The 25942-nt window shown below is 38.3% G+C and carries 17 protein-coding genes; all 17 read right to left on the reverse strand.

What is annotated here, in order from left to right; translation table 11 throughout:
* Window positions 1-90: 90 nt before the first annotated feature.
* The 17 genes from O3655_RS04395 to O3655_RS04475 all read right to left on the reverse strand — a co-directional run bounded on the left by O3655_RS04395 (window position 91) and on the right by O3655_RS04475 (window position 25846).
* Window positions 91-6459 (reverse strand): SpGH101 family endo-alpha-N-acetylgalactosaminidase, encoded by a 6369-nt coding sequence (locus tag O3655_RS04395; RefSeq protein ID WP_308697403.1) that lies wholly within the window; start codon window positions 6457-6459, stop codon window positions 91-93.
* A gap of 539 nt (window positions 6460-6998) precedes the next feature.
* A complete protein-coding gene (locus tag O3655_RS04400) occupies window positions 6999-8051 on the reverse strand; it encodes a galactofuranosyltransferase (protein WP_042902861.1) in 1053 nt (350 codons plus the stop codon).
* A gap of 27 nt (window positions 8052-8078) precedes the next feature.
* Complete coding sequence (glf, locus tag O3655_RS04405; protein WP_042902862.1) at window positions 8079-9182, reverse strand: UDP-galactopyranose mutase; 1104 nt, start codon at window positions 9180-9182, stop codon at window positions 8079-8081.
* Window positions 9183-9195: 13 nt separating this feature from the next.
* Window positions 9196-10194, reverse strand: coding sequence for an acyltransferase (locus O3655_RS04410; protein WP_042902863.1), 999 nt, complete (start codon window positions 10192-10194; stop codon window positions 9196-9198).
* A 1-nt stretch (window position 10195) separates the two neighbouring features.
* Window positions 10196-11611, reverse strand: a complete 1416-nt coding sequence (locus tag O3655_RS04415; RefSeq protein ID WP_042902864.1) for a flippase — start codon at window positions 11609-11611, stop codon at window positions 10196-10198.
* A 154-nt stretch (window positions 11612-11765) separates the two neighbouring features.
* Window positions 11766-12719, reverse strand: a complete 954-nt coding sequence (locus tag O3655_RS04420; RefSeq protein ID WP_042902865.1) for a glycosyltransferase family 2 protein — start codon at window positions 12717-12719, stop codon at window positions 11766-11768.
* 334 nt (window positions 12720-13053) lie between these two features.
* Window positions 13054-14136, reverse strand: a complete 1083-nt coding sequence (locus O3655_RS04425; RefSeq protein WP_042902866.1) for a glycosyltransferase family 4 protein — start codon at window positions 14134-14136, stop codon at window positions 13054-13056.
* Between the two features lie 7 nt (window positions 14137-14143).
* The gene (locus tag O3655_RS04430; RefSeq protein WP_042902867.1) at window positions 14144-14980 is read right to left on the reverse strand and encodes a phosphorylcholine transferase LicD; all 837 of its coding nucleotides are present in this window, start codon (window positions 14978-14980) and stop codon (window positions 14144-14146) included.
* An 89-nt stretch (window positions 14981-15069) separates the two neighbouring features.
* Entirely contained in the window at window positions 15070-16287 is a 1218-nt protein-coding gene (locus O3655_RS04435) for a hypothetical protein (protein ID WP_000780145.1), read from the reverse strand.
* A 19-nt stretch (window positions 16288-16306) separates the two neighbouring features.
* Window positions 16307-17101 carry a DUF4422 domain-containing protein gene (locus tag O3655_RS04440; protein WP_042902868.1) on the reverse strand — a complete coding sequence of 265 codons (795 nt, stop codon included), beginning with the start codon at window positions 17099-17101 and terminating at the stop codon, window positions 16307-16309.
* 214 nt (window positions 17102-17315) lie between these two features.
* The gene (locus O3655_RS04445; RefSeq protein WP_282184205.1) at window positions 17316-17909 is read right to left on the reverse strand and encodes a sugar transferase; all 594 of its coding nucleotides are present in this window, start codon (window positions 17907-17909) and stop codon (window positions 17316-17318) included.
* A gap of 97 nt (window positions 17910-18006) precedes the next feature.
* Window positions 18007-18690 (reverse strand): tyrosine-protein kinase, encoded by a 684-nt coding sequence (locus O3655_RS04450; protein ID WP_001142498.1) that lies wholly within the window; start codon window positions 18688-18690, stop codon window positions 18007-18009.
* 9 nt (window positions 18691-18699) lie between these two features.
* Window positions 18700-19392 carry a capsular polysaccharide biosynthesis protein CpsC gene (gene cpsC, locus O3655_RS04455; protein ID WP_125413569.1) on the reverse strand — a complete coding sequence of 231 codons (693 nt, stop codon included), beginning with the start codon at window positions 19390-19392 and terminating at the stop codon, window positions 18700-18702.
* Window positions 19393-19400: 8 nt separating this feature from the next.
* Window positions 19401-20132, reverse strand: a complete 732-nt coding sequence (gene cps4B, locus O3655_RS04460; protein WP_308697401.1) for a capsular polysaccharide biosynthesis protein Cps4B — start codon at window positions 20130-20132, stop codon at window positions 19401-19403.
* Window position 20133: 1 nt separating this feature from the next.
* Window positions 20134-21579 (reverse strand): LCP family protein, encoded by a 1446-nt coding sequence (locus tag O3655_RS04465; protein ID WP_308697400.1) that lies wholly within the window; start codon window positions 21577-21579, stop codon window positions 20134-20136.
* Window positions 21580-21769: 190 nt separating this feature from the next.
* Window positions 21770-23731: a peptide ABC transporter substrate-binding protein gene (locus O3655_RS04470; RefSeq protein WP_308697399.1), complete on the reverse strand. Its 1962-nt coding sequence runs from the start codon at window positions 23729-23731 to the stop codon at window positions 21770-21772.
* 147 nt (window positions 23732-23878) lie between these two features.
* Window positions 23879-25846 carry a peptide ABC transporter substrate-binding protein gene (locus tag O3655_RS04475; protein WP_308697398.1) on the reverse strand — a complete coding sequence of 656 codons (1968 nt, stop codon included), beginning with the start codon at window positions 25844-25846 and terminating at the stop codon, window positions 23879-23881.
* Between the last annotated feature and the right edge of the window lie 96 nt (window positions 25847-25942).

The following is a 25942-nucleotide window of genomic DNA, read 5'->3' on the forward strand; positions in this document are numbered from 1 at the left end:
CCTTTGAAAAAGGAGAGAACCAAGAGGTCCTCTCCGGCTGTTTGTTCCTTTTTGATTCGAGTTGCTTTGAATTGCTGAAATCAAATCTCATTACTCTTCTTTACGTTTTGTCGCAAGGACCGCAGCAGATAAAGCGATACTCACACTTGCTAAGAAGAGGGCTACTTCTGAGCTGTGCTCCCCTGTAGCAGGTAGTTTTTCTTCATCTTTAGCTTCCAGAGTTTTGGCATCAGCTACTGGGCTTAGAGTGAGCGGGTACTCAGGTTTTTCAACTGTTGGAGCTGCTTGATCTCCAGCAGTAGCCAATACACCTGTGTAGGCTGGTTTCTCGTTTACCAAGGCTTGAACCGCATTGACGCCACCTTTGAACTCAGGGACTTCATTTGCAGCCGCTAGGACCGCATTGGCTCCACCTTTGTATTCTGGTAATTCGTGAACCAAGGCTTCAACCGCATTAACGCCGCCCTTGAACTCAGGGACTTCATGTACAGCTGCTTCTGTTGCATTGACGCCGCCTTTGAACTCAGGTACATCAAGAACTGGTGGTTGTTCTTCTCCCTTGCTACTTGTTGGAGCATCTGGTTTCGTAGCAGAATCTTTTAATTGATTGAGATAGTCTGCGAAGTAGGCCACCATTCTTTCCGTCAAGAGATGGTTATCCGTCGCATATTTCATGCTTGCCTGAACGCTAGCTACTTCCTCTTGATTGTCTTTGTCTGTTAATTTCTGCGCCTTAGCCAAAGCTGCTTCATAGCCAGACATGTCAAGTGGTGTTTCTGCTACCTGTGGACGGGTAAAGATGAGTTCCGCTGCAGATTGGTATTTATCGCCACCATCTCCGTAAGTCTTGGTACCAGTAAGGACAATTTTCTTAGCCTTGATTGTCTTGCCAAAGTCAATGTCTTTTGGTTTGTTGTTATTTGGCCAATCTGTCACTGTGAAGGTATGTTCTTTACCAGACTCATCTGTGACAACCAGTTTCACATCTCGCAAGTTTCCATTTGAATCAGAGGCACGTGGAACATAACGAAGTCCTGTGATTTCAGTAGGTTCTTTCAATACCATAGTTGCAGGCTTGCCTACATCTCCACCATTCCAAGATGTATGCCATAGACTAGACACATTGCCATCAAAGGCATTCTCAAGACCTTCACCTGGTTGAGCTGGCGCATCCAAACTTTCAAAGTCTTCTGCTACCAAAGCTGTCTTCTTCTGAACCAAAGCATTCTTCAAAGCTTCAATCTTGGCAATCTCTGCACGCGCTTCTTCCACGCTAATGTCATCATCTGCCTGACTGAGGTTAAAGACCGCCTCTTTCAAAGCATCCATAGACTCTTTCGTATAGTTGGTCATGGCAACCGTTGGCAAGTAGTTCTTCAGAGCATTTTCTGTCAACATCTTACCTGTTAGGGTAATTTCCTCGATGTGAAGATTGTCCATCATGAAATCGTTGTAACCACGGAAGTTGGCATTTCCACCAGCATCTCCATGAGTATTGCTTGCGTTTCCAGTTGAGTAGATACCTACCCAAGTATCGCCTGTTTCTGCACCTGTCACGAGGAAGGTTACTTTCTTGGCTTTCTTAGAATCTGTCCAAGTATTTGGCAATTCATGCATTTCCAAGTTGCTTGCTTGACTACCACGACGACCTGACTGGAATTCTCCCTTACCGACTACAAAGGCATAGGTATTGTCTGATCCTGCTTCGTATTCAAAAGTTACACGATAAGTCTTACCTGCCTCAAAGCGGAAGTTTTGCGGAATAGTTTGGTAAACCAAGTTACGACGGCTCACTAGTCCATTTGTCTTCAATGACCAATTTCCTTCGATAACATCATCGACTTTCTTACCATTCCAACCACGCTGTGTATATGGATCGTGTTTTTCAGACAAGTGAGTGCGGTTGTCTTCGACACCTTCGACACCGCCCACTACAAATGGGAAGATTCCTTGAGCTACATTTTCAAAGTCTTGTTTGAAGGTTCCTTGACCTGTATCATGCTTGTCTCCGTACATGCTTGAATTGTTTTCAAAGGTACGAATTTCATCAAAGTAAGTTGCTTCATCACCAGCTTCACGACTCAATGTCAAAGTAACATTTGATACGTCCGATCCAGTTGTAAAGAAGGCATACATATTTTGGAAGTAACTTGTATCATCAACTGTAGCATTGTCACGACGATTGTTATGAGCATATGCTTTGATATAGTTAAGAGCGAGTGACTTATTGGTATAGGTAGTCACTTCTTTCTCGCCAGTATTCACTGTGATACTTGCCTTAGCATTACTACGGTTATCGACACCGACATAAACAGCATACTTGGTATTTGGTTTCAAGCCAGTCAGTTTCTGAGTAAGACTGACCTTGCTCTTATTGCCTTGGATACGAAGCATTTCATTTGCACCCTGTGATTTGACAATTTCTGCCTTGGAAGCATCACCTGAAATGGTCCAGTGTTTCAAGGTTCCACTGTTAAATCCTTGGTCATAGATGTGCATGCCTTCGCTCCATGACATTTCAGGATTGGTTTGTTTTGAACGGTAGAGAACGTATGGTTGATTTGCTAGAAGGTCTAGGGTAATCTTGCCATCTTTTACAGTTAGTTCTTGCTCTTCTGTCTTACCTTGGTCAGTTAGCTTGTAAAGGTAAACCTTGCTATTTGCCCAATCGCTTGGAAGGGTCCAAGTTGTTGCACCGGCCTGCGTATTAAAGTAGTACATCTTTTCCTTATCAGTAGGAAGTTTCTTACCATTTGCATCCCAGTTCCAAGGAGTCAAGTAAGCTGAACCATCTTGGATGACACGTCCGTTAAGCGTTACTGTACGTTCGCGGTACTGCGGGCTATTGACATCATTTGACTTACGAGTCACAACAACCTTGTTACCTGCTGCATCAACTAGCTCAACCTTCATTTCTGGAGTCCATTTATAGGTGCTACCGTTATCAGACATGGTAACTGGTGTACCATTTTCCCATTTACTTACAGTGAAGTGTTGGAAGTACTTAGTCATGACATCATGGGCAAATAAGTTGGTTACATAGCCATTGTAGTCGCTTCTTCCTTGCCAGCCTTCAAAGTCTTTCATGCTGTAGCCACCTAGAAGTGGGTAGTTGGCTGCACCACCGTAACTTCTGTAGTCCCCAACCCAAGAATCTTTTTGGTGGTTGCGGATAAAGCGGGTGATAGCACTGTTGATACCTTTATTAGTGTAGCCACCATAGGTCAAGTCAGCTGCCCAGTGTTGGAAGGTAGAGTCGTATTCACCACCATGCCCCCACTCAATCGCAAAACGCCAGCCTTGTTTGTTGATTTCTTTAGCAAGAACGTGGGTAGCCCAGGCACCGTTATCACCTGATTGACCATTGCCCCATACGTCCACATAGATAAAGTCGAGACCATCACCAAGTTTTTTCTTCAAGTCTTCCCAGCGAGCCAAGCGTCCATGCGCCAAGTCATAAGCAGCATCGATGTTGATACCTTGGTCTAACCAGTTCCAACCATAGCTGTAGCTTCCATCTGGATTCTTACGAAGAATATTTTCATTAAAGTATTTAGACTCAGGATAAGTCTCAGAAGCGTTCACGTGGATACCTAGATGAGCTCCATATTTCTTCGCTTTTTCAATCAAGGTCTTGAAGTCTTCGACACCACCAATACGTTTACCAATATCAGCATAGTTCAAGTGTCCAGAGTCATGACCTTCACTACCATAACCTTTAAGGAGAACACCTTGCCCAAGACCATCTGTGTGGAGATTGATTTTCTTGATACCATCCAAGGTCATAAGGAATGGGTTTTGGGCTTGTGAGCCAAAGTTCATCGCGATACGGTAAGCAGTGATATCCTTAACTTTTTCCCAACCTTGAGGGTTGTTCATGATGCTACGATAAGCAATGGCACCATCTTGCCAGTCGACTTTGTTGTCAGCATTGGCATCTTCGGTGATAACAACCTTGGCACTTGGAAGTTCCTTGGTGTATTCTGGGAAGACAATGCCCTTATAAGCCTTTTCCCATTGCCATTCAGAGCTGTGAATTCCGACATAGTTGGCATTTCCAACTGTTTCTTTATAGGCTGTCAAACGAGTCCAGTCATTCGAACCACCACCATAGCTGTTTTGAGAATTGCTCCAAACACCTGCAGCAAGCTTATCTGTAGAAACAAATCCATACATGTAACCCTTAGCCAAATCTTTCATTGGATTGGTTACATCGATATGATCATCCCCGCTGACATGGGTATTGTTTGACATGGTTGCCCCATCAAACTTAGCACCAGCTTGATCACTCGAAACAGAGACCAAAGCATTACCAAGGAAACTAATAGTTGAAAGCAATTTTCTTTCGTCATCAATCTTTTGACCTGGAGTAACTTGATTGTGGTTGACAATCTTGGTCACATCAAAGTGTAATTGATTATCCACAACTTGCAAGCGTACTGTCATTTCCGCATTGATTAAGTGAGCATCATCGCGAAGCTTCATCAAATACTCTGCTGTTGTCTCATTGATTTTCTTATAAGTAACTTCAGGGGTGATTCGGTGGTTATTGATAAAGACTTGATTGAACTGTTGCACCTGTCCTGGCAAAGTATGCCCATTCAAAGTATATTCTTTCACGCGTGGAAAGGCTTGGTCAATCACTGCCTTGAGGACCTTAGACTGGATCGTATCATAAGTCACCTTGCTATCATCAACAGCCGGACCTGTTTCTTTCTGGGCAGGAGTATCATCCGCTTTTACACCTTCTTGATTGTCTGTTTTAACGCTGACAACCGTACGGTCATTGCTATAAGTTCCTGCCTTGAGAAGGATCTTCTTCTCATTTTTAAGATTCTCATTGACCGCCCCAGGTAGGGTCACTGTGTCAAAGAGATTTACATCATTGTTGCTGGCATTGAGTTGTCCATCTGACTTGAGAGTGATAGAAAGACGATTTACAGAACCTGGTTCTGGTGCTGCCACACGGTTGCCTTTATACCATGTGCTATTACCTGGAGTTTTGTATTCCCAGAACCAGCCACCTTGGTCATATCCAACAAAAACATTGTTCTTGGTATCTTTAAATTTCAAGAAGACACCAAAGCGTGATTTGCCCTTTTCAGAATCATCTTTGAAGGTTAAATCAACCGTCGCATTTCCATTAGCATCAACTGTCAATCCTTGTTTTTCAAACAAGGCTGGTTTGCCATCATTGTCATTTTGGGCCGTTGAAGACAATTGATTGTAGCGAACACCCTTTTCTTCACGAATAGTGACGGTTCCTTGTTGCTCTTTATTCGCTACTGTTTGCCATTCAGGAGTTACTGCCTTAGGTGTTTCAGGTTTAGCAGCTGCAGGTTTATCCTCTTTTGGTTTTTCTTCAGCCGGTTTTTCTTTCTCTTCCAAGTCTGCTGGTTTCACACTTGAAATTCCCTGCATGTGGTCTTGGATCCATTTTAGTTGAGCTGGTGAGAAGAGAATACCGCCACTCCGTTTTCCAACTACACCATTTTGGTGTACACCGACTAGTTTGCCTTCTGTATCAAAGATACCGCCGCCACTAGCACCCGGTTTTCCTCCTTGGTAACCAATCCCTTGGACACCTTCTCCGTATGGTTCCGCAAAATCAACTGTAGTATTGACAATCGGATTCAATTTTCCTTCTGGATAACCAAAGACATGGAGTTTATCTCCAATTTTCTTAACAACTGGCTTTTTAGTTACTTCAACAGGCGTATTTTCTAGAACTGTACGCAATCTCACTAGGGCCAAATCATTTTTGAAGCCTTTCAGATAGCCTTCACGATCCCAATGAATGATATCTTTCTTGCTAAACTTGACATCTGGCAATCCTGGATATGAGATGCTATAGATATCTCCATCCCCTTGGTCATTGTCCACAACCTTACGGATATTGCCTTCTTGGCTGTCCTTGATAAAGTTATGAGAAACCGTCAAGACAAGGTCTTTAGCAACGACAATACCGCTACCTTCTCCTGATGGCGTCTTAATCTTAACAGTTGCGCCGTAGTTTAATTCCCCATTAGTAGTCTTAGCCACATCTTCTGGGACGAGCTTCCCAGTATCTTGGGCCAATTGATCCTTGTCAACTTCGCGCCCATTGTCTTCAGCTTTCTCCAACTTATCTTCTAATTCTTTTGGCAGATTGCTTGGCTTTTCAGACTTTTCTTTTTCTTGAGCCAACAACTCTTCTTCTGTTTGTGGGCCTTCAGTAGTCTCAGCTGAACCAGGATTCTGAGCGGCAGCTTCCTTGTCAAAATCGTGCCCCTCATCACTAGCCTTCTTATCCAAATCAGCTAGTTCACTCGGCAAATTATCTGTTGAACCAACTCTTGCTTGATCAGCTAATACTGGGCTAGCTGCGAAGAAAGTCGCTCCAATCATCACTGAAGCTACTCCAAGCGTAAACTTACGAATACTGAACTTACAGCGTTTTTCAAAAAATCGTTTATCCATGAACTCCTAAATCCTTTCATTTTCCAGTAAGCGTTTACATTTCTTTTTTAAAAAATACTCCTTTCTCTGAAAGTGCTCTGCTTATCTGTTATAAATTAAAAATAATTGTACTTTTAATATAACAAATAAAAAGTCAGAAAGCAATAGGAAATAGGTAAAATTCACTAAAATTTTCTCTTTTCTGAAAAATCCTATCTCTAATCATTCAGGGACTTATACCAAGATAAAAAAGGACTTAACCATCATGCCGATGGCTAAATCCTTTACTTTTTTAAAGTTATTTCACTTGGTTTGCGAGATCTTCTTGGGCCTTTTTATTTGACTCTTCTTTTTCTTTCAACCATTTTTCTTGAGCTTTTTGGTATTCTTCTGTTGTCTTAGAAGTGTACTTATAAGACTGACGATCGATATTTGTGCCTACTAAATAAGTAGTAGAATCTTGTTGGGTATAATCGTGTTACCGAACCACCTGTAAGAATAATACCTTTCATAACGAAGTAATCATTCTAACGAACTGATCAATGAGTAGCTTCAAATTCTTACTTCAATTTAGAAATGGCCGATTTCAGATAATCTCCACTTCGAATCGCTACTCCTACTTGTCTGGCATTAGCCGACAGTTCCATGTAATCTTGATCTGTCAAATCGTCTAATGCCTTTTGGAGGTCATGTAGAGAATCAATTGCTATACCACATTGCTTATCTAGAACAAAATGCGCAAGGGCAGACTCTTTCCAAACAACTAGAGGAAAGCCCGAAGCCAAATAAAGAGAAGCCTTGTGGGAGTTGTTAATACGTAGGTAATTTCCAAAAGAACCTTTGCAAGTTTCTGAACTATCACCATCCCACACCAAACCAAAACTACCTTGAAGAGCATTTGGGAGGTCATCTGGCATAAAGGAACCAAAGTAGGTGGTATTTTTCAATGCACGACTTTCATCGTACCCCATTCCATAGAGATTATAGGCTGGCTGTTCTGGCAAATTATAAAGATAGCCTGATTTTGTTGGAATTAGATTTCCGGCGATGATAATCGCTTCTTCTTTTTGGGGAACATTTTTTTCCTCAAAGTTCGGAATCAGATAGTCAAAAATCTCCAAGCTAACCATTTTATCTGATGGTACGCCTTGAATTGTCAAGGCATTTTTCATGATATCATTATGAACGATAATGCCATCCACTGATGTAAGAGCTGCCTTCTCTTGGAAGTAATTTCTCACTTTATGACGAAGTTTCACTGCTGAATTTCCTACATGACGCAAGGTTTCAACATCATGGATCACAAGATAGAATTTGACTCCTCTATTTTGCGCCTGCTTAATGAGTTGTGAGATGAAAAATGTATGGTGGATAATCGGGAACTGAATCAGCAATTCATCTCCAGATCCTAACTGATCAAACACAGACTTGATTGCCCGATATTTGTGTTGCTGAGCTTTAAAGAAATTCATCTTATACCAATTCTCAACCTTGAGTTCCAACCCCTTATAACCCTCTGAGATTAGAATAGCTTCCACGTCATTTCGTGCCTTATTTCCTGCATTCTTTTCATATTCATTACTCAGAAATGAGTCCTTCAGATAATATTTCACCTTTTCTCCCCTTTATCTGTGATGTTCTTAGATACTCCCTAGTTCTTCTTCTACCACATCCAATGCACGTTCAATAACCACATGCATATCGTAGTATTTATAATCTGCCAAACGTCCACAGAAAATTACCTTATCATTCTGTGTTGCTTCTTCTTGATACTTAGCAAAAATAGCATTATTTCTCTCATCATTGATTGGATAATAGGGCTCATCTCCACGTTTCCAATCAGATGGATATTCACGCGTAATAACCGTTTTATCTTGTGTACCGTACTCAAAATGTTTATGCTCAATAATGCGAGTATAAGGAATCTCACGTTCTGTATAGTTTACTACAGCATTCCCTTGATAATTTTCTTCATCCAAGACTTCATGTTCAAAACGAAGGCTACGGTATTCCAACTCCCCGTGTTTGTAATCAAAGTACTGGTCAATCATCCCTGTGAAGACAACTTTTTCAGCTGATGCTTCTAGCTCTTCACGATTGGCAAAGAAATCAACACCAAGCTCTACTTCTACATCGCCAAGCATGTTTTCAATGATGACGTTATAGCCACCGATTGGAATACCTTGGTAACGGTCGTTAAAGTAGTTGTTATCAAAGGTCAAACGCACTGGGAGGCGCTTGATAATAAATGGCGGAAGGTCTGTTGCCGAACGTCCCCATTGTTTTTCAGTATAGCCCTTAATTAACTTTTCATAGATATCTGGACCAATTAACTTGATGGCTTGTTCCTCAAGGTTTTTAGGTTCAACATCCTTCATATCAGCTGTCTGCTCAGCGATCTTAGCCTTGACTTCTTGAGGAGTCTTGGTACCCCACATAGCATAGAAGGTATTCATGTTGAAAGGAAGATTGTAGAGGCTACCCTTGTAGTTAGCCACTGGTGAGTTGATGTAGTTGTTAAATTCAGCAAATTGATTGACATAATCCCATACTTTCTTATTAGAAGTATGGAAAATGTGGGCGCCATACTTGTGAACATTGATGCCCTCAACATTTTCACAGTAGATATTTCCACCAATGTGATCACGCTTGTCAATCACTTTTACTTTTTTACCGCGTTTTGTAGCTTCGTGTGCGAAGATTGCTCCAGACAAACCAGCACCAACGATAAGATAATCGTACATAGTGTTCTCCTTTTTATAATTTGACGATTCGATTGAAGTAAGGAATCTTCATTAACATTCCAACAATAATAAAACTAACACTTAAAGTAAATAGAGCAAAAAGTAAATATGCTCCTACAAAATTAAAACCAAATATCCTTTCCCACAATTTCATAATATAAGTGTGTATTATGAAAACTCCCATTGTTTGATTAGAAATGAAAACAATCCATTCGTTTCGGTTTTCATTCAACGTAAGCGTGAGGATAGTTAGAAAAATTCCTAGAGTACTGACTTTTACAAATAAAGTATCATAAAAATATTCAGCAAAAAGATTATGGTAAGTATTCTTTGCTAAGAAAAACAATATAATTGGTGAAATCAATAACAAAAGTATGCTAACTATTTTCATCCAATTTTTAAATCTATATTTGAGGTTGTCTATATTGAATTGCGCTATATAACCACCTAAAAGATAGTAGAAAAACCAAGTCCATAATCTAAAAGTTTGCATAACATGAGTTTGTATAGGCATCTGAAGGAAAATATTTGCAAATTCAACTATAAACCCAATTGCCACCAATAAAGATAGAATGTATACATATTTTCTTTTAGAGTTTATAACTGTTTTCAAAACAGGCAAACATAAATAAATAAGAATCAGCGAACCAAAAAACCAAAACTGAAAGAAATACCCTTTTTGTAACAGAGAGCCTACAATTTTTTTAATTGGATTAAACGCAAAGTCTCTTTTAAAGAGCCAAACGATAATGTTCCATGATGACACTGTTATTAGAATCCATTTGACTTTTTGAAGTATGTAAGGATAAGTTATTTCCCTTTTGCCTAACAATAAATAACCATTGACCATAAAAAACAAGGGAATGGAGTAGGTACCTAAATAATATAGATATGCCAAAAGATTCCATGATCCTGTCTCTTTAAATCCGCCCATTGTTGTATGGAGTAAAACGACCCCAATACACGCAAGCACTTTTAATAAATCTAGACTGATATTCCGATTTTTTTGCATTCTAGTTTTTCCTAATTATTTGTTTTAATTCTTTTACATCTACCACTTTCAAAGATAGAATTGCAAAAAGATAAATAATTCCACCAAGCCCTGCAAACGCTAGAACATTTAGGGTTGGCGAAAAATGTATAACTGTTTTTGAACCTAGCAGAATGCCATACATGATAGCTGACGCTAGAACAATTTTTGTCAAAGATCCGATAATTGGAACTTCTTTTAGGTATCTACGGGTAAAGTATAATTGTATCGCCCATACCAACGCCTCTGTCAGAACAGATACAATCGCTGCTCCGATATATCCCAGTTTAGGAAGGAATAGTAAGTTCAAACCTACACTGATAATTGCGGGAGCTGTTGTTGAAATCATGAATTCTTTATTTTGATTGTGAGGTATCAGTATCTGAATTCCCATTATATTGGTCCAACCGATAAAGAACATACGGAAGATCATAATGGCAATTGCATAACGTGCATCCTGAAAATCCTGCCCAAGGAAAAAGCTAACAAAATCATCGTTGACGATTAAAATTCCTGCCATCATTGGGAAAATCACTAGATTATAAATGAGGAAGGACATCTCATGCATTTTGTTAACCGCTTTATGATCACCTGTCGCTAACAAATGCGCGACACGAGGCAACATAACGCTTCCCAAGGAAGTTACCAAGGTCAGAAGGATATTTACTAATTTTAGGGCCTGGTCATAAATCCCTACATCTTTTGTAGAAGCTAAGGCTCCAAGCATGGTACGATCCAGCGTAATGTACAAAGAAATCGCTACTTGAGGAAGGAATAATAATATGACCGGCTTTAAATGATGTCTAGCATATTCTATGCTAAAATGAGAACTACCGATAAACTCCCGAGCAGGCACCCACATACTTAGTTGCCCCAAGAGTTCAAATATGGTTAGCAAAAAAACATAGAGATATAGGTCATTTGCAGATTTGACAAAGAGAAAGATTGAAATGACTCCAACGAGTTTAACTGTGATATTTCGAACAGTAATCTTTCGAAAATCTTCTAGCCCTTGAAAGAGCCAGGAAATGTCTAAACCTTTTGAAACTAAACTCAAGCCTAGAATGTAGGCTACCGGATTTTGCATAGAGGGAAGAGTCATACAAAGAAGAGCATATAAGGACAGAGAAAGAACTGTTGCCCCTAATTGTAGAGTGTAGATACCCCAAAAGTTTTTATTAATCTCATTACGATGTCCTGAAATGACCTTAGTACCATAGTTAGCAACTCCCAGCGTCGCTAAGAGGATGAAGTAGGTGACAATGGAATTAAAGTATCCATACGTCCCTAAATCATCCGAAGAAAAGACCCGTGTTACATAGGGAGTCGTAATAATTGGGAGTATAATGACCAACAATTGATAAGAAAGATTGTAGGCGTAGTTTTTTAATACTTTCATTTCAAGTCATCCAATTTAGAATTAATCAGTGAAAACAAAAAGTTTGACTGGTCATACTTATAATGGTCAATTATTCTAAAAACTTCTTTCATATTTCCTCTTTCCTACATTTTTTTGACACTTGTTATAAATTAAATTGGATCTATGCACGATACTATCGTAGCAACAAATACAATTTAGGGCTAAAAATAAAAATAAGGTATTTTAGTTTTAGTTTCCATGATAACTTATTATTTTTTAACAAGTCACTCATTTCGACTCTCAACAACTCTTTATCTTTTGAAAAATCTTTTAAGCCTGAGTCAGCTTTTGCACCAATTACTACAAAACCACCTAATAATTTTTTAGCTTGTAAAGCTTGCTTTAATTCTGGACTCTGAATGTACTCTCTTTTAATAACTTCCTCATTTTTTGCAACAGCTTCAAAGAAATCATATCTTTTTTCAGTAAATGTTGAACGAACTATACTCCCTTCCCTACGATAGTAATTGTAGGTTTCAAGCGGGCTTATCACGATTCTTTCAGCTAAGGCAAGATGTTCTGCTACAACATAAAAATCCTCATAGATTTTCCCAACTGGAAATGGAACGCGTTCCAAGATGCATTTCCGATAAAGCTTAGCACAAGCAGAAACCGTCGCAACTTTGTCATCCAACATTAGTTCCAGAGCCTTTTCTTTTGTAATCGGAGCCAAATCTTTATAGTCTGAGTCTTGCAATCGATAAGAAGTATAAGCATTATATTTTGAAGTAGCTTTTACCTTGGTTGAAATCAAGTCTGCTTGATGTGTTTCCTGAATTTTCACGATTAACTCTAGAGTATATTCTTCAAGATAATCATCCGGATCTAAAAAGAAAATCCAATCTGAGTTGGCTTTTGCCACTCCAAAATTACGTGCATCAGATAATCCACCATTTTCTTTGTGGAAAACATAGATATTTTCATATTGCTTTGCATAATCTTCGCATAATATGGGAGAATTATCTGTGGAACCATCATTTACAAGGATTATCTCAAAGTTTTGATAGGTCTGTTTAATTAAGCTTTCTATCGCATAATGCAGATAGTCTGCAACATTATAAACAGGAACAACGATGCTGATAAACATCTTAAACGCTCCTCTCTTTTTCTTTCTTTTCAGAGTATTTCTTCAAAATCGGATTAAAAATTATTCCAAAAGCAGAGTTAGTCCTATAATTTAAGTGAGACAATCTGTCAAATTTTTTCGTAGGAACGTATTTATATGAGCTTTGCTCAATTTTACTATATAGCTCCTTTAACAACCTTTCCGAATTACTGACCATCCATGACAACCAGTACTTCAAATTTATCTTTATAATTCGGAAACACTTGTTGAAAAGACTCCAGCACTTTTAAAATGTAGTCCTGAATATTACAACTGGGCATTACAATTGTTAATAAACAATCCTTCATCTTATCTCCTAAATCGTCTCAATTAGTTCAATCCACTGCTTGAGAATTTTTTCCTTATCGAATTTATCTATATTATCCTTGGCATGAACGGAGAAGGAACTTCGCAAGTTCGAATCTTCCATCAATTCAAATATTCTAGCACTCATTTTATCGGTATCATAACAATCAACCAGATAACCATTAACCCCATCTTCAACAATCTCATTTGGTCCTGTTGGACATCTGAAACTAACAATTGGGAGGTTGTATTGTTGAGCTTCCAGTAGAACTAGAGGTAAACCTTCATAACGAGAAGTCATGACATAAATCCCTTTATCTCCATAAATCAAATCCTGATTTTTTTCGAGTCCTTTTATGACTAACTTGTCCTGTAAATCATATTCGTTGATTAAATTTCTGATTTTATCCACTTCATCTTGATTGCCGGAACCGTAGATTTCCCAAGTCCAGTCAGACCTTTTCGCTAACACTTTTTTCGCAACTTGAACAAGATAATCATATCCTTTTTGATAATCAAAACGGCCAACCGTCACAATTTTAGTTGATTTTTTATTATAGGAGATATCTGAAAGAGCAGCCTCTTTCCAATTATAGATATAGCAAATCCTTTCTTCAGGAACACCGTATTTTTTTATATAATTTTCACGGTCTTCTTGAGTAAGGGTCACGAGTTTATCAGCAAATTTCGCTCCAATATACCTTTGTATCTTCTTAACCTTAGTATCAATATCTACTATAGAATTTGTATGGTCGCAGGAAACAAATTTTGTTTTCAAACCAATTGTGCTTGCTACACCAACTGTATTCATACTCATTCCGATTCCAAAAACAATATCAATGTTCTCTTCTTTCAGATAGTTTCTCAACAACTTGACCGCTTCGAGAAAATTTTTACTCATAGATATTTTCTTTGATGATAAATTTTGATATCGAACTGATTGTTTCAGCGAGAAGAAATTGTTTTCTGTAGAAATCATCGAGAGAAGATGAACTTCATACATAGTTGATAACTCATTTGCAAGGCTGGTTGCTACTTTCAGTCCTCCATCTGTTCTATCGATACTCCATTTCACTAAAGCGATTTTTTTCATCTTTAAACTACACTTCCCCATCATTTTCACCCAGTGATATAATCTCGTAGTGGTGAAGAGTTCTTTTGTCTTCTGGTGGCAATTGCATATAATCCGCTCCGTAAATGGCTGTTAGATATTCTTTGTATTTGCAAGGAGAACAAAGTTTAAGATCTTCAAACTGTAATAGGACTGGTTCTCCAAAGTAATCACTCGGTACTATCTCTTTTAATTTGTAAGCTCCCGTATAATTTCCTGCATAAGCTTCATCAAACGAATATTTTTTTATCGTTTGTAAATATTTTTTCTGAGCCCATGTAAAGGAAATAATCTTCTCAATATTAACAGCATTCGCAAAAGCAATAATTATCTTTTCAATGAATGGTCGATTTTCTTTTTTCTGATTCACCAAACTATTGAATTGCGAGAGTTGAACCATCATCCTTGCGTACAAGTATCTCAAAGAATGAATTTTTTTCTTTAAAACATTAGAGGGCATACCATCCAACGGAAAAATATCTATCCACAAACTCTCTACCAATTCTTCTTTACTATAATTCATGATGATTTTTGTAGAATCATCTCGAATCACAGAGAAAGCTTTTTTATAGTTTAATGTATCTTCGCTTAAAAACTTGTAGTTTTCCGGCAAGACATTTGAAGCTATTTTTTTAAACTTTTCGTAATCTTCTCTCGGCATACCGATATCGATGTCATCATCCCAAGGTATGAAACCTTTATGACGTACCGCTCCTAACAAGGTCCCACCTAGAGCATAGTAGGTTAGGTTATTTTCTTCGCAAATATTAATAAACTCTTTCAAAATAGATAAAATCTTATCTTGAATGATTTTGATATCCGACATACTTTCCTCCTATATAAATAAATCGAAATTAAACCGTCGTCTCAGTCTATGCTCTTTTAAGTTCTCGTTAAATACTTCTTACCATTTCACTATACGATTTTTTCAAACGAACGTCCCCCTTGATCTTCATCGCTTTCATCAGAAAACTGATAATCCGAGTTTATTAAAACACCTACTAATATCCAAAAAATATTGTTATGAAGATAGAAATTCAAATCATCAATCATAGAGTGAAAACTCATTAATATCAAAATCAGAGCAAGAATCCACTGGCGTTTCTTAATGACTTTAAGTAGTGTCAAAGATAGAACTGAGACCATTAATCCCAGGATGAGTAGGCCAAATCTCTGTAAAATTTGGACATACAAATTGTCCACATACAGATAGGTCTGATAGTTTCTAACACCTTCAACAGTCAGACCATTCCCATTCCAGTAAACTGGTCGTCCAAAAAATCCAAAACCATAGAGATTTAAAGATTTATTAGCCAAGTATATCCGACCACCTAACATATGATTCACTTTAAAAAGAAGATCATTGATAAAAGAATGACTTGAATTGAGATAGGTAACGGAGACCCAAAAACTAATAACTGCATTTACAATAAAGGTTGGTTTAAAAACTTTAATCACATATCCTAACTTTGAAAATAGTTTCGGAAACCATTTTATTAACAAACTGCATGCCAGCAATACACAGGAACTATAAAATGTTAAACGAGAATCCGTTTGATCATATACCCAATAAACTGATAGAGCTAACAGTAGCCATTGCCAGTATTGGATTTTGTTTTGCTTTAAATAAAACACAATAGCAACTATATTCATCAGTAAAACCGAAGGAAATAGAGCATATCTAAAGCCTAGGTAGGCCCGTACCCGAGGACCAGAAATTTCTATATAGTTCGTTATTATTCCTAATCTTGCGCTTATGATAACAAAAAACAACAAGCACATACTAACGACTAATGAAGTTTTCGCCACCTTCTTAAAGGGAATATCTCGTAAAGTATAAATAAATAATATACTTACAGGAAGTTCTGAACTTAGAGATGTCATTTTCCCCACTATAAAATAAATTAAAATCGTTGCAAACAAACCAATGAGAGTTCTATAATCATATTTTCTCTTAAACGACTCTTTTATAACCAAAAGAAAGAGGGAAAAAGCTATCGCTAATTTATAAACTGTTCCAGGTAGATACCGAGCATAAAAAGTTACATTTAATATCGAAACCGTTAAAAATATCCCTAAAGCAACAAGAGCCAAAAGTTCTGGTACAGATTTTATTTTTAGTACTAATTTCATTCTTATTATTCATCCCTATCTAAAAACTCTGTCCATATTTTTTTCCAAAGAATTTTGCTTGTAAAAAGGACCTCCCTTTTTGAATCAAATCAATTTTTTCCATATAAATGAACGGAATCTCTTTTACCCGCAAATCTTGTTTTGCCAACCAAACATTGAACAAACGTTCACTGATACGACCAAATAATCTAGCGTCAAAAGCAGAATAATCTGTTATATCCAACCTTTTATATATTTCATCAACAATTGGGAATAACCATTCACAATAAGCCGCCACATTCTCTTTAGACATGATAAACATATTGAACATATACCCACTGCGTTGCTTCATTATACTATCAAATGTTTCAATGTATTCTGGGCTTATCTCACTTATGATCTGACGCGTCATATCTAAATGCTTAGCATCGTGAGTATGTGCATAGTGAGAGTATAGCGTTTCAATATAATATTTCCGTTTTTTAGGAACGATAACATCATAATTCGACATCAAGTTTTTCACTTCTGATTTTGAAAGAATAATATCATCCATACTGATTGCTTCGCTATATGAGTGTCGTTTTGATGTGAAATATCTACGGTAATGTACCAATCCAAGATAATCACATTCTAAATTTTTCCAAGCCCAATATAATCCTGTTAATTCACAATAATAAGGATTAAGGTGAGAAATATGAACTCCTTGATTATCTGGTTGATAACCTAAATCTTCCTTACCCTCACTACCAACTTGGATAGGGATGTACAAGTCCTTATCCTCTGGCATTTGAAATCGTTTATGTGTTGCAACTATGATTCTATACGTTTTAGACATTTCTATATCCTAATTCAATTCCCTTCATCCATAACTAGCTCAACTACCTTTTAATCAAAATTGTAATCATTCTCTATTAAAAAATATCCAACCAAAATAGATTATCACTAAAACTATCTTGACCCAAAAAGATAAAATTGAATACCAAAGATATCCTTTTTGTATTCAATTTTATCTTTATATATTTCACTTTATGCCGACTCAGTTTGAATTCTCAATGAGCTCCTTCACGGGATAACACTCTTCTAATGGTCAAAAAGAAGATTTTGATATCTAACCGTAAAGACTGATTTCTAGGATAATATAATTCCATCTCACAACGTTCAGGATAATATACTCCACTCCTACCAGAAACTTGCCATATCCCTGTAATCCCAGGACGAACAGACAATAAAGTTTCCTGTTCATCCTCGGTATATTCGTCTAGTTCATTTTCAAGAATTGGTCTTGGACCAATAAGACTCATATCACCTAGTAGTACATTTATAAACTGTGGAACCTCATCAATACTTGTTTTTCTTATAAAATCTCCAATATTTGTAAGTCGTGGATCCTCATTTGGTGGCAATTTATAGCTATTCTTTTTATACTTTTCATAGAGTTCCTTATTCGAAATCAGAATTTCTTCTGCATTCTCGACCATCGACCTAAACTTAATGATTTTAAATTTTTTCCCTCTGAGACCTGCTCTGCACTGTGTAAAAAATATACTTCCTTTGTAACCTTTCGTTTTATAGATTACAAAGATGACCAGAGAACAGGGTAAAACTATAAATACCGTTCCAAACAAGCCGATAAATACATCCATAGACCTTTTGAAGGCAATATAGATGATCTTGTTTTGTTTCACCTAAAACTCCCCCTTGTAATAATCCCCTTAGATAATTTTCCAACTACAAGATTCCCTACTTTTTCCCATAGTTTCCATATGCTCCATAGGAGCCATATTTTTCAACTGAAGTATTAAATTTATTTAGAACTACTCCTAGAAATGGTTTACTTGTTTGTTCGAGTTGTTCTTTAGCTTTTTGGACATCACGACGATTTGTTTCACCAGCCGCAGTTACTAAAACAGAAGCGTCACACTGCTGCGTGATAATCGCCGCATCGATAACAACTCCAATCGGGGCAGTATCTACAACGATGTAGTCAAAGTACTTACGTAAGGTATCAATCATGGTCGCAAAATTTTCACTTTGTAACAAAGCTGTTGGGTTTGGTGATACAGAGCCCGCTTGAATGACAAACAGATTTTCAACATTGGTTTCACATAAACCTTGTGATAGGTCTGTTGTGCCTGACAAGAACTCTGTTAGGCCTGTAATCTTTTCACGTGATTTAAAGACACCTGACATGACTGAATTACGGATATCCGCATCGATCAACAGTGTCTTATAGCCTGCACGCGCGAAAGCCCAAGCAATATTGGTAGAAGTTGTTGATTTCCCTTCTCCTGGTTTGACAGACGTAATAGAAATCACTTGCAAGTTATTCCCACTCAATTGAATATTGGTGCGAAGGGCATTATAGTACTCTTCTGCTTTTCTTGCCTGATCCAGTTTTTTATGTGCAATCTCTAACGTTGGCATTTTTCTCTCCTATTTCAATTTATCCAAATTTGGAACTACTCCCAATAGTGCAATTTGCAACACGTCCTCAATATCTTCTGGACGTTTCACTCGTGTATCCAAAATCTCAACAAGGAGAACTGTGACAACCATCACAACCGCTCCCGCAAGGAATCCAACCATGGTATTGCGACGAATATTTGGTGAAGATGGCGATGTTGCTGGGCGTGCTTCTTCAAGCGTTGTCACATCCGAAACGCGAGTGACGCTGATGATCTTTTGAGCCGCAACCTCTCTCAAAGAGTTGGCGATACGGCTAGCCTCCTCAGGTGCACGGTCTGTAACAGAAATCGATACAATACGCGTATCCACTGGAACTGTTACCTTGATTTTACTAGCTAGACCTTTTGGAGGGAGTTCTAGTTTCAAATCAGTCGCAACCTTCTCTAAAACGTCTTGCGAGAGAATGATTTCACGATAGTCTTTTACCAAGTAAGATCCTGCTTGCAAGTCTTGGTTAGTCAAGCCAGGCTTATCTCCCTGATTACGATTGACCACATAAATTCGGGTCGTACTCGTAAATTCTGGCTTCACAATAAAACTACTGTAGGCAAATGCTACTGTCCCTGTCACGAATGCTACCAAAGCAATTAAAAATTTTCGTTTCCAAAGGATTTTAAGCAAGTGAAATACATCGATTTCCATCATATTTTGTTCTTTCATTTTTTCTCCTAAATCAATTGATCCATTATTATTTTTCGGGGATTATCCTTAAAAAGTTCCTTAGCCTTATCTCCACTGTATTTTTTGGCAATGATATCATAGGCTTCCTCCATATGAGGAGGTCTGTGATCCAAGTTGTGCATGTCACTTGCTATCACGTGAACCAGATCTCGTTCCAAGAAATACTGGGCTCTCTTTTTCATAAATTTATAGGTTTCTCCGAAGAGTTTTGGTTTCAAAACATGAGAACTATTAACCTGAGTATAACATCCCATGTCAATCAGCTCTCGCACGCGCTTTTCATTGTTTTCTAAAGCATCGTAACGTTCAATGTGGGCAATGACGGGTGTAATGCCTAACATTAGAATATCACTCAGCCCCTTATGCATATCCCGATAGGGTGTATTCATACTAAATTCGATTAAAGCATAGCGGCTATCGTTGAGGGTTGGGATTAATTTCTTTTCTAACTTCTCAACAACATCTGGCGTATAGTAGATTTCTGCCCCATAGGCAATAATTAAGTCATTCGCAACTTCCTTAGCCATTTCTCGCACCTTCAGAAAGTTAGTTGCGATTTTTTCTTCAGGAGTTTCGAACATCCCTTTTCGTCTATGCGAAGTGGAAACGATTGTCCTCACTCCTTGACTGTAGGCCTCTCTAAGAAGTTTTTTACTTTCCTCTATCGACTTTGGACCATCGTCCACATCAAAAACGATGTGCGAATGGATATCTATCATGCTACTTGCCCTCCATCACATCCTTGATAGCAGCTTTCGCAGCGGCCAAACTACTTTCATCAATTTCCATCATGTAGAGGTTACTATCTGGCATAGCGTATGAAGGAAGATCCGTGCGTCCAGTTCCCTTCAAGTCTTGAGAGTTGACTTTGTAGCTCCCACCACTCTCCAATTGAGTATTAACCAGATCCATCATGGTTTCCAAAGGCATATTGGTCTGAAGAGAATCTTGCAATCCCTTGATGATGTTATCGTAGTTTTTTAAAGCCTCAGTTGACGTCAACTTCTGAATAATAGCTACAATAACCTTTTGTTGGTTCCGACCACGATCTCGATCTCCATCTGCTAGAGAGTAGCGCTCACGGACAAAACCAAGAGCCTGCTCAGAGTCTAAATGAACATTCCCAACAGGATAATACTTCCCGTTAGTATGTGCTGTAAACTCCTGATCATTATAGACATCAATTCCACCTAAAAGGTCAATTAACTTCAAGAAAGAGGTAAAGTTTAAGCGCACATAGTAGTTAATATCCACACCATAGAGATTTTCCAAAGTATGAATCGACGAGTCCACTCCATAAATACCAGCGTGGGTCAATTTATCCTTTTGATTATTTCCCCCATCCGCAATCGGAACATAAGAATCTCGAGGCGTTGTAGTCAGAAGGATTTTCTTGGTATCTCGGTTCACAGTCATTAGAATATTCACATCTGAACGAGAAACGGAACTAATCGGACCATAGGTATCAATACCACTCACATAAATATTGAAAGCTTTATTCTTCGATACCTTTGGTGCCGCAACATCCTTAGTTAATTGTTTTGTATAGATTTTTTTGATTTTTGAAGCATAGTCTGGATACTCTGCTTCAATGATATTTTCAAAGACACTATTTAAGACAATTGCTTTCGTTTCGCCAGAAAGCAGGCTCTTATAAGCTGCTAGATAAGAAGCACTCTGTTCAACTGTCAAGTCTTTACTCTGTGTCGTCTTAATATCCGCCACCAACTTTTGGATATTATCATTATCTGTTTCAGTCGGACCTGTTACACTCTCTAACTGAGTCACATTATTGATTTCACTATCTTTCAAAACGACCACACTCATCGAATACTCTGAGTAGTTTGAGGTCGCATTGATATGATTGGTAAAACCGACAAACTGCTGCAAAGCATAGAGAGAAACCGAGCTAACTACGATAGCAAGTGTCAAAAAGAAAACCGTAAACTTCTCGGCTTTTTTATACACTATCAGAAGGATTCCAATTACAGCAGAAACGAGAATAAGAACCGCCGTAAGGATATTGAGGTATCGAAAAGCTAGGATATTATGCTTGAAAATTAAGAACAACAAAAAACCACTCAATAATAAATAAATGGTTGCTAAAACTATATTAATATTTCGTTTTACATTCCCTAAACGAGCTCTCTTTGAATGTCTACTCATGATAATCCCCTATACACGTTAATAGTTATAAATATTATATCACAATCATGGCGGAAATTCCATCCATCCTTGCTATTTTCAGCATTTTCATTCGCTTTTGTTCTCTAAGTTACTCTAAAATATAGGTAAAGTTCCGAATGCCATTCTAGACAAAAAGACAAGGCGCTCAGGGGCAACCTTGTCTGTAATCTTATTTTACGTGGTTTTCAAACTCTTTCTGGCTCTTTTCGATAGCCTTTTTACTTTCTTCTTCCCACTTAGCCTTGGCTTCATCAAATTGTTTCTTGGTAACAGGGTCTTTTTGTAATCTCATGTACTTATAATTATTTCCGTCACCCTTGATACCTACTAGGGAGTAGGCACGTGTAAACGGAGTTACTTTGGTTACAGAGGCTGTACCGCCATTTGACATAGCAGACATGACTAGAGAATTGTCAATCATCCAAGCTTGAGCTTCAGCGTATTTTTCATAACGCTTAGCGACATCTTTGTTCTCTGCATCTGCTTCTTTCAGGAGTTGTGTATAGGTATCGAGCCCCAAACTCTTAATGAGCTCTTGGTCTTCCTTGGCATCAAGACCAAAAATCTTGAGATAGAAGCCAGTTTCAGCATTGAAGGGGTCTAGATAAGTTGATGGATCCTGGTAATCACCAACCCAACCATCAAAGTTTAGGTCGTAGTCACGAGCTGCTGGATTTGGTGCTAGGAAGGCAACATTTCCAAAGTCATCTGTAGAAAGCTGTTGAACATCAATGACGATATTGTCAGAACCTAGTACTGTTTCAAGGGTTTGTTTAACCGAGTTCATACCAGAGACCGCATTTTTATTCGTCTGATCAACAGGGACATCCAAATGGATTGGGAAAGTCACGCCTTGGGCTTCTAATTCCTTTTTAGCTTCCGCAAATTTTGCTTGGGCCTTTTCCTTGTTGAAGTAGGCATCTTGAGCGTCTGCCAAATTGATACCTGACCACTCAGTTCCGTAGTTCACAAGCTTAGAAGCTGTTACTTCTCCAAAGGTCTTATCTCCCACCTGGACAAATGTTGGGGGAACCAGAGTATTACGAAGGGTTTTGCTCGCTGCTTCTTCACCGTTAGATTGAGCAGAGTAGGCTGTTCGATCAATTCCAAAGTTGATAGCCTGACGGAAATTTTTATTTAAGATAGCTGTTTGAGCTGATTTCTTTTGTTCATCCGTTGTTTTAGCGGTATGATTATAGGTTTTGCGGTTGACGTTAAAGTTAAAGTACCAAGATGTCTTGTCTTGTAAGCTATAGACGATATTGTCTTGGTATTTTCCTTTTGTCTTAGCATAGTTCGAACTATTTGGATAGACTCCTGCAATCGAGTATGCACCACTTTCAAAGTTTCGAATGGTCATCTCCTGATCTGACCCATCAAAGTAAGCTAACTTAACTTTTTCAATGGTTACTTTATCATGGTCATAATAGTGTGGATTCTTCACATATTCGATCGAAGATTTTGATGTGAAATCTTTTAACAGATAGGGACCATTATAAAGGATACTGTCTGGTGTCAAGGTACCAAAATCTTTATCCTTTGATTTCAAGAACTCTTCGTTGACTGGGAAAAGAATACTATTGGTTGTCTTTGAATTCCAATACGGTTCTGGTCGAGTCAAAGTGTACTCGACTGTGTAATCATCCAAGGCTTTGACACCGACAGTTGAAAAGTCATTGGTCACACCCGTCACATAGTCATTCAATCCCTTGATTGAATTTTGGATCAGATCCATGGCTTGCCCCTTATTGTCCGCGGCATATTTGATCCCAGTGACAAAATCCTGAGCTTTGACTGAAGCGTATTCCTCACCATCAGCCGTATACCACTTGGCATCTTTTCTAAGCTTGTAGGTATAGGTCAAACCATCTGATGAAACAGACCAATCCTCCGCAAGAGCAGGTACGAGGTTCCCATAGCTGTCATTTTCTAACAAACCATCTACAAGATTGGTAATAACGGCAGTGTTATCTGCATAATAATCTAGAAGATAGTTAAAAGTTGTTGGATTTGCACTAAATGTTGATGAATAAGTGCTAGTATCTGTGTTGGACTGTCCACATGCAGAGAGCAAAATCCCTGTCGCTAAGACAAGACCTGTCCCGATTAGTCTTTTTTTCATTTTGATCATCATTCACTCCTTTATGTCACTTTTTATAACATAACCATATTTTATCAAATTTATTCAAAAATGTAAAGTTACTGCTTTTATGACAACTGGTATCTCAAAATAAAAAAGGAAGCACAGTTTCCTGCAACTTCCTTTTCTGTTTATAGATTACTTGACGTGTTTTTCTAGCTCTTTTTGATATTTGGCATTTGTTTCAATCTTTTCTTTCTGCCATTTCTTGAGAGCTTCTTCGTATTCTTTTGTAGTCACAACATCATTTTGCAATTCCAAACCTTTGAACACAAATGGGTCTCCCTTGATCCCGACTTGAGAGTAAGCTTTTGTAAATGGTACAGTACGGCTAACCGTTGGAGAACCACCTGAAGAAGCAACTGGGATTAAAAGTGAACTATCCGATACCCAAGCTTGAGCTTTAGCATATTTTTCATAACGCTTGTTAAGGTCGCTTGTTTCAGCTGCAGCGTCATCCAAGAGTTTCTTGTATTCGTCCAATCCAACTTGAGCCATCACTTCTGGATCATTTCCGCGCTTAATCCCCAAGTGTTTAAGGGCAGAACCCTTCTTAGCATCAAGGATGTTGAGGTAGGTAGCTGGGTCTTGATAGTCTGGCCCCCAACCAGTTCCGTTCAAGTCATAGTCTTTTTGGGATGGAACCTTGGCTTGAGATGTAATGCTCAATTTCTCATTATCGGTCATTTGAAGGACATCGACAATGACATTTTCAGTACCAAGTGATGATTCGATAGACTGCTTGAGTGAGTTGGTTTGTTGAACCGCGATTACATCTGTTTGTTCAACGGGGATATCCAAATGGATTGGGAAGGTAACACCCTTGGCTTGCAATTCTTCCTTGGCTTTAGCAAAGGCTGCCTTAGCTTTTTCAGGACTGTAAATCGTATCCTTGCCATCTGTAAGGGCTACATCTTTCCACTGGTCTCCATATGAAACGAGCTCTGCCTGTGCCAACTCTCCAAAGGTTTTTTCACCCACTTGAACGTAGTCATGAGGCACTAGGCTGTTACGGATAATCTTGTTCGCACCTTCTTCACCATTCAACTGAGCAGTATAAGAATGACGGTCAAGAGCAAAGTTCAGCGCCTGACGGAAGTTCTTGTTGAGAAGAGCTTCTTTCGTTGAAGTTTTTTGAGCCTCGTCTGTTTTGGCTGTTTTATTATAAGATTGGCGGTTTACGTTAACAGTGAGGTAGTAGCTTGTCGCTTCTTGTGGACTATAAACAATCTTATCGCCGTACTCTTGTTTAGTTGACTCAAAATTTGAACTTGTTGGGAAGAGACGAGCTGTTGTATAGGCACCTTGTGTAAAGCTACGAATCAAAGATTCTTGGTCTGATCCATCGTAGAAAGTTAGTTTAATATTGTCAATCTTGACATTGTCCTTATCCCAGTAGTTTGGATTCTTTTCATATTCGATGACTGATTTTGAAGTCAATGATTTCAAGAAATAAGGACCATTATATAGGATACCTGATGGGGTTGGTGCACCGTAGTCGCTCCCTTTAGAATTCAAAAATTCTTCATTAACTGGCAGCATGGTTGCAGTTGTGACCTTAGAGTTCCAGAAACTTTCTGGTTTGTTGAGCGTGTATTCTACCGTGTAATCATCAACAGCCTTAACTCCTACGGTAGAGAAATCATTGCTCTCACCACTAACATACTCTGCCAAACCTTTGATAGAATCCTGAATCAAAGAAAGACCATCTGATTTTCCGTCAGCAGCATGTTTAAGCCCAGTAACAAAGTCTTTGGCCTTAACTTCAGCGTATTCTTCTCCATCAGAAGTATACCATTTTACACCCTTACGAAGTTTGTAGGTGTAAGTCAAACCATCCTTTGAAACAGACCAGTCTTCTGCAAGTGATGGAATTAAGTTCCCATACTTATCATTTTCCAAAAGACCATCAACAACGTTTGCTATAACGTCAGAGGTTGAGCTCTTGCTCGTCACACTATAATCCAAAGAAGATGGATCCATAGCGTAGACATAAGAGAAAGTCTTGGGAGCATCCGCTTTCTTTTCACTTTGCCCACAAGCAGTTAACAGTATGGCTGCACTCAAAACAGCACCTGCTCCTAAGAGCCACTTTTTCGATTTCATAAGTAATCTCCTTAAAGATAGTGTTTTCACCATTATACCCTATTTTTTCATAAAAGCAAGGACTTTAGCCAGATTTTTTAGAAAATTCTAACAAAT

Source organism: Streptococcus sp. 27098_8_70, from assembly GCF_041432215.1.
Lineage (GTDB): Bacteria > Bacillota > Bacilli > Lactobacillales > Streptococcaceae > Streptococcus > Streptococcus oralis_CP.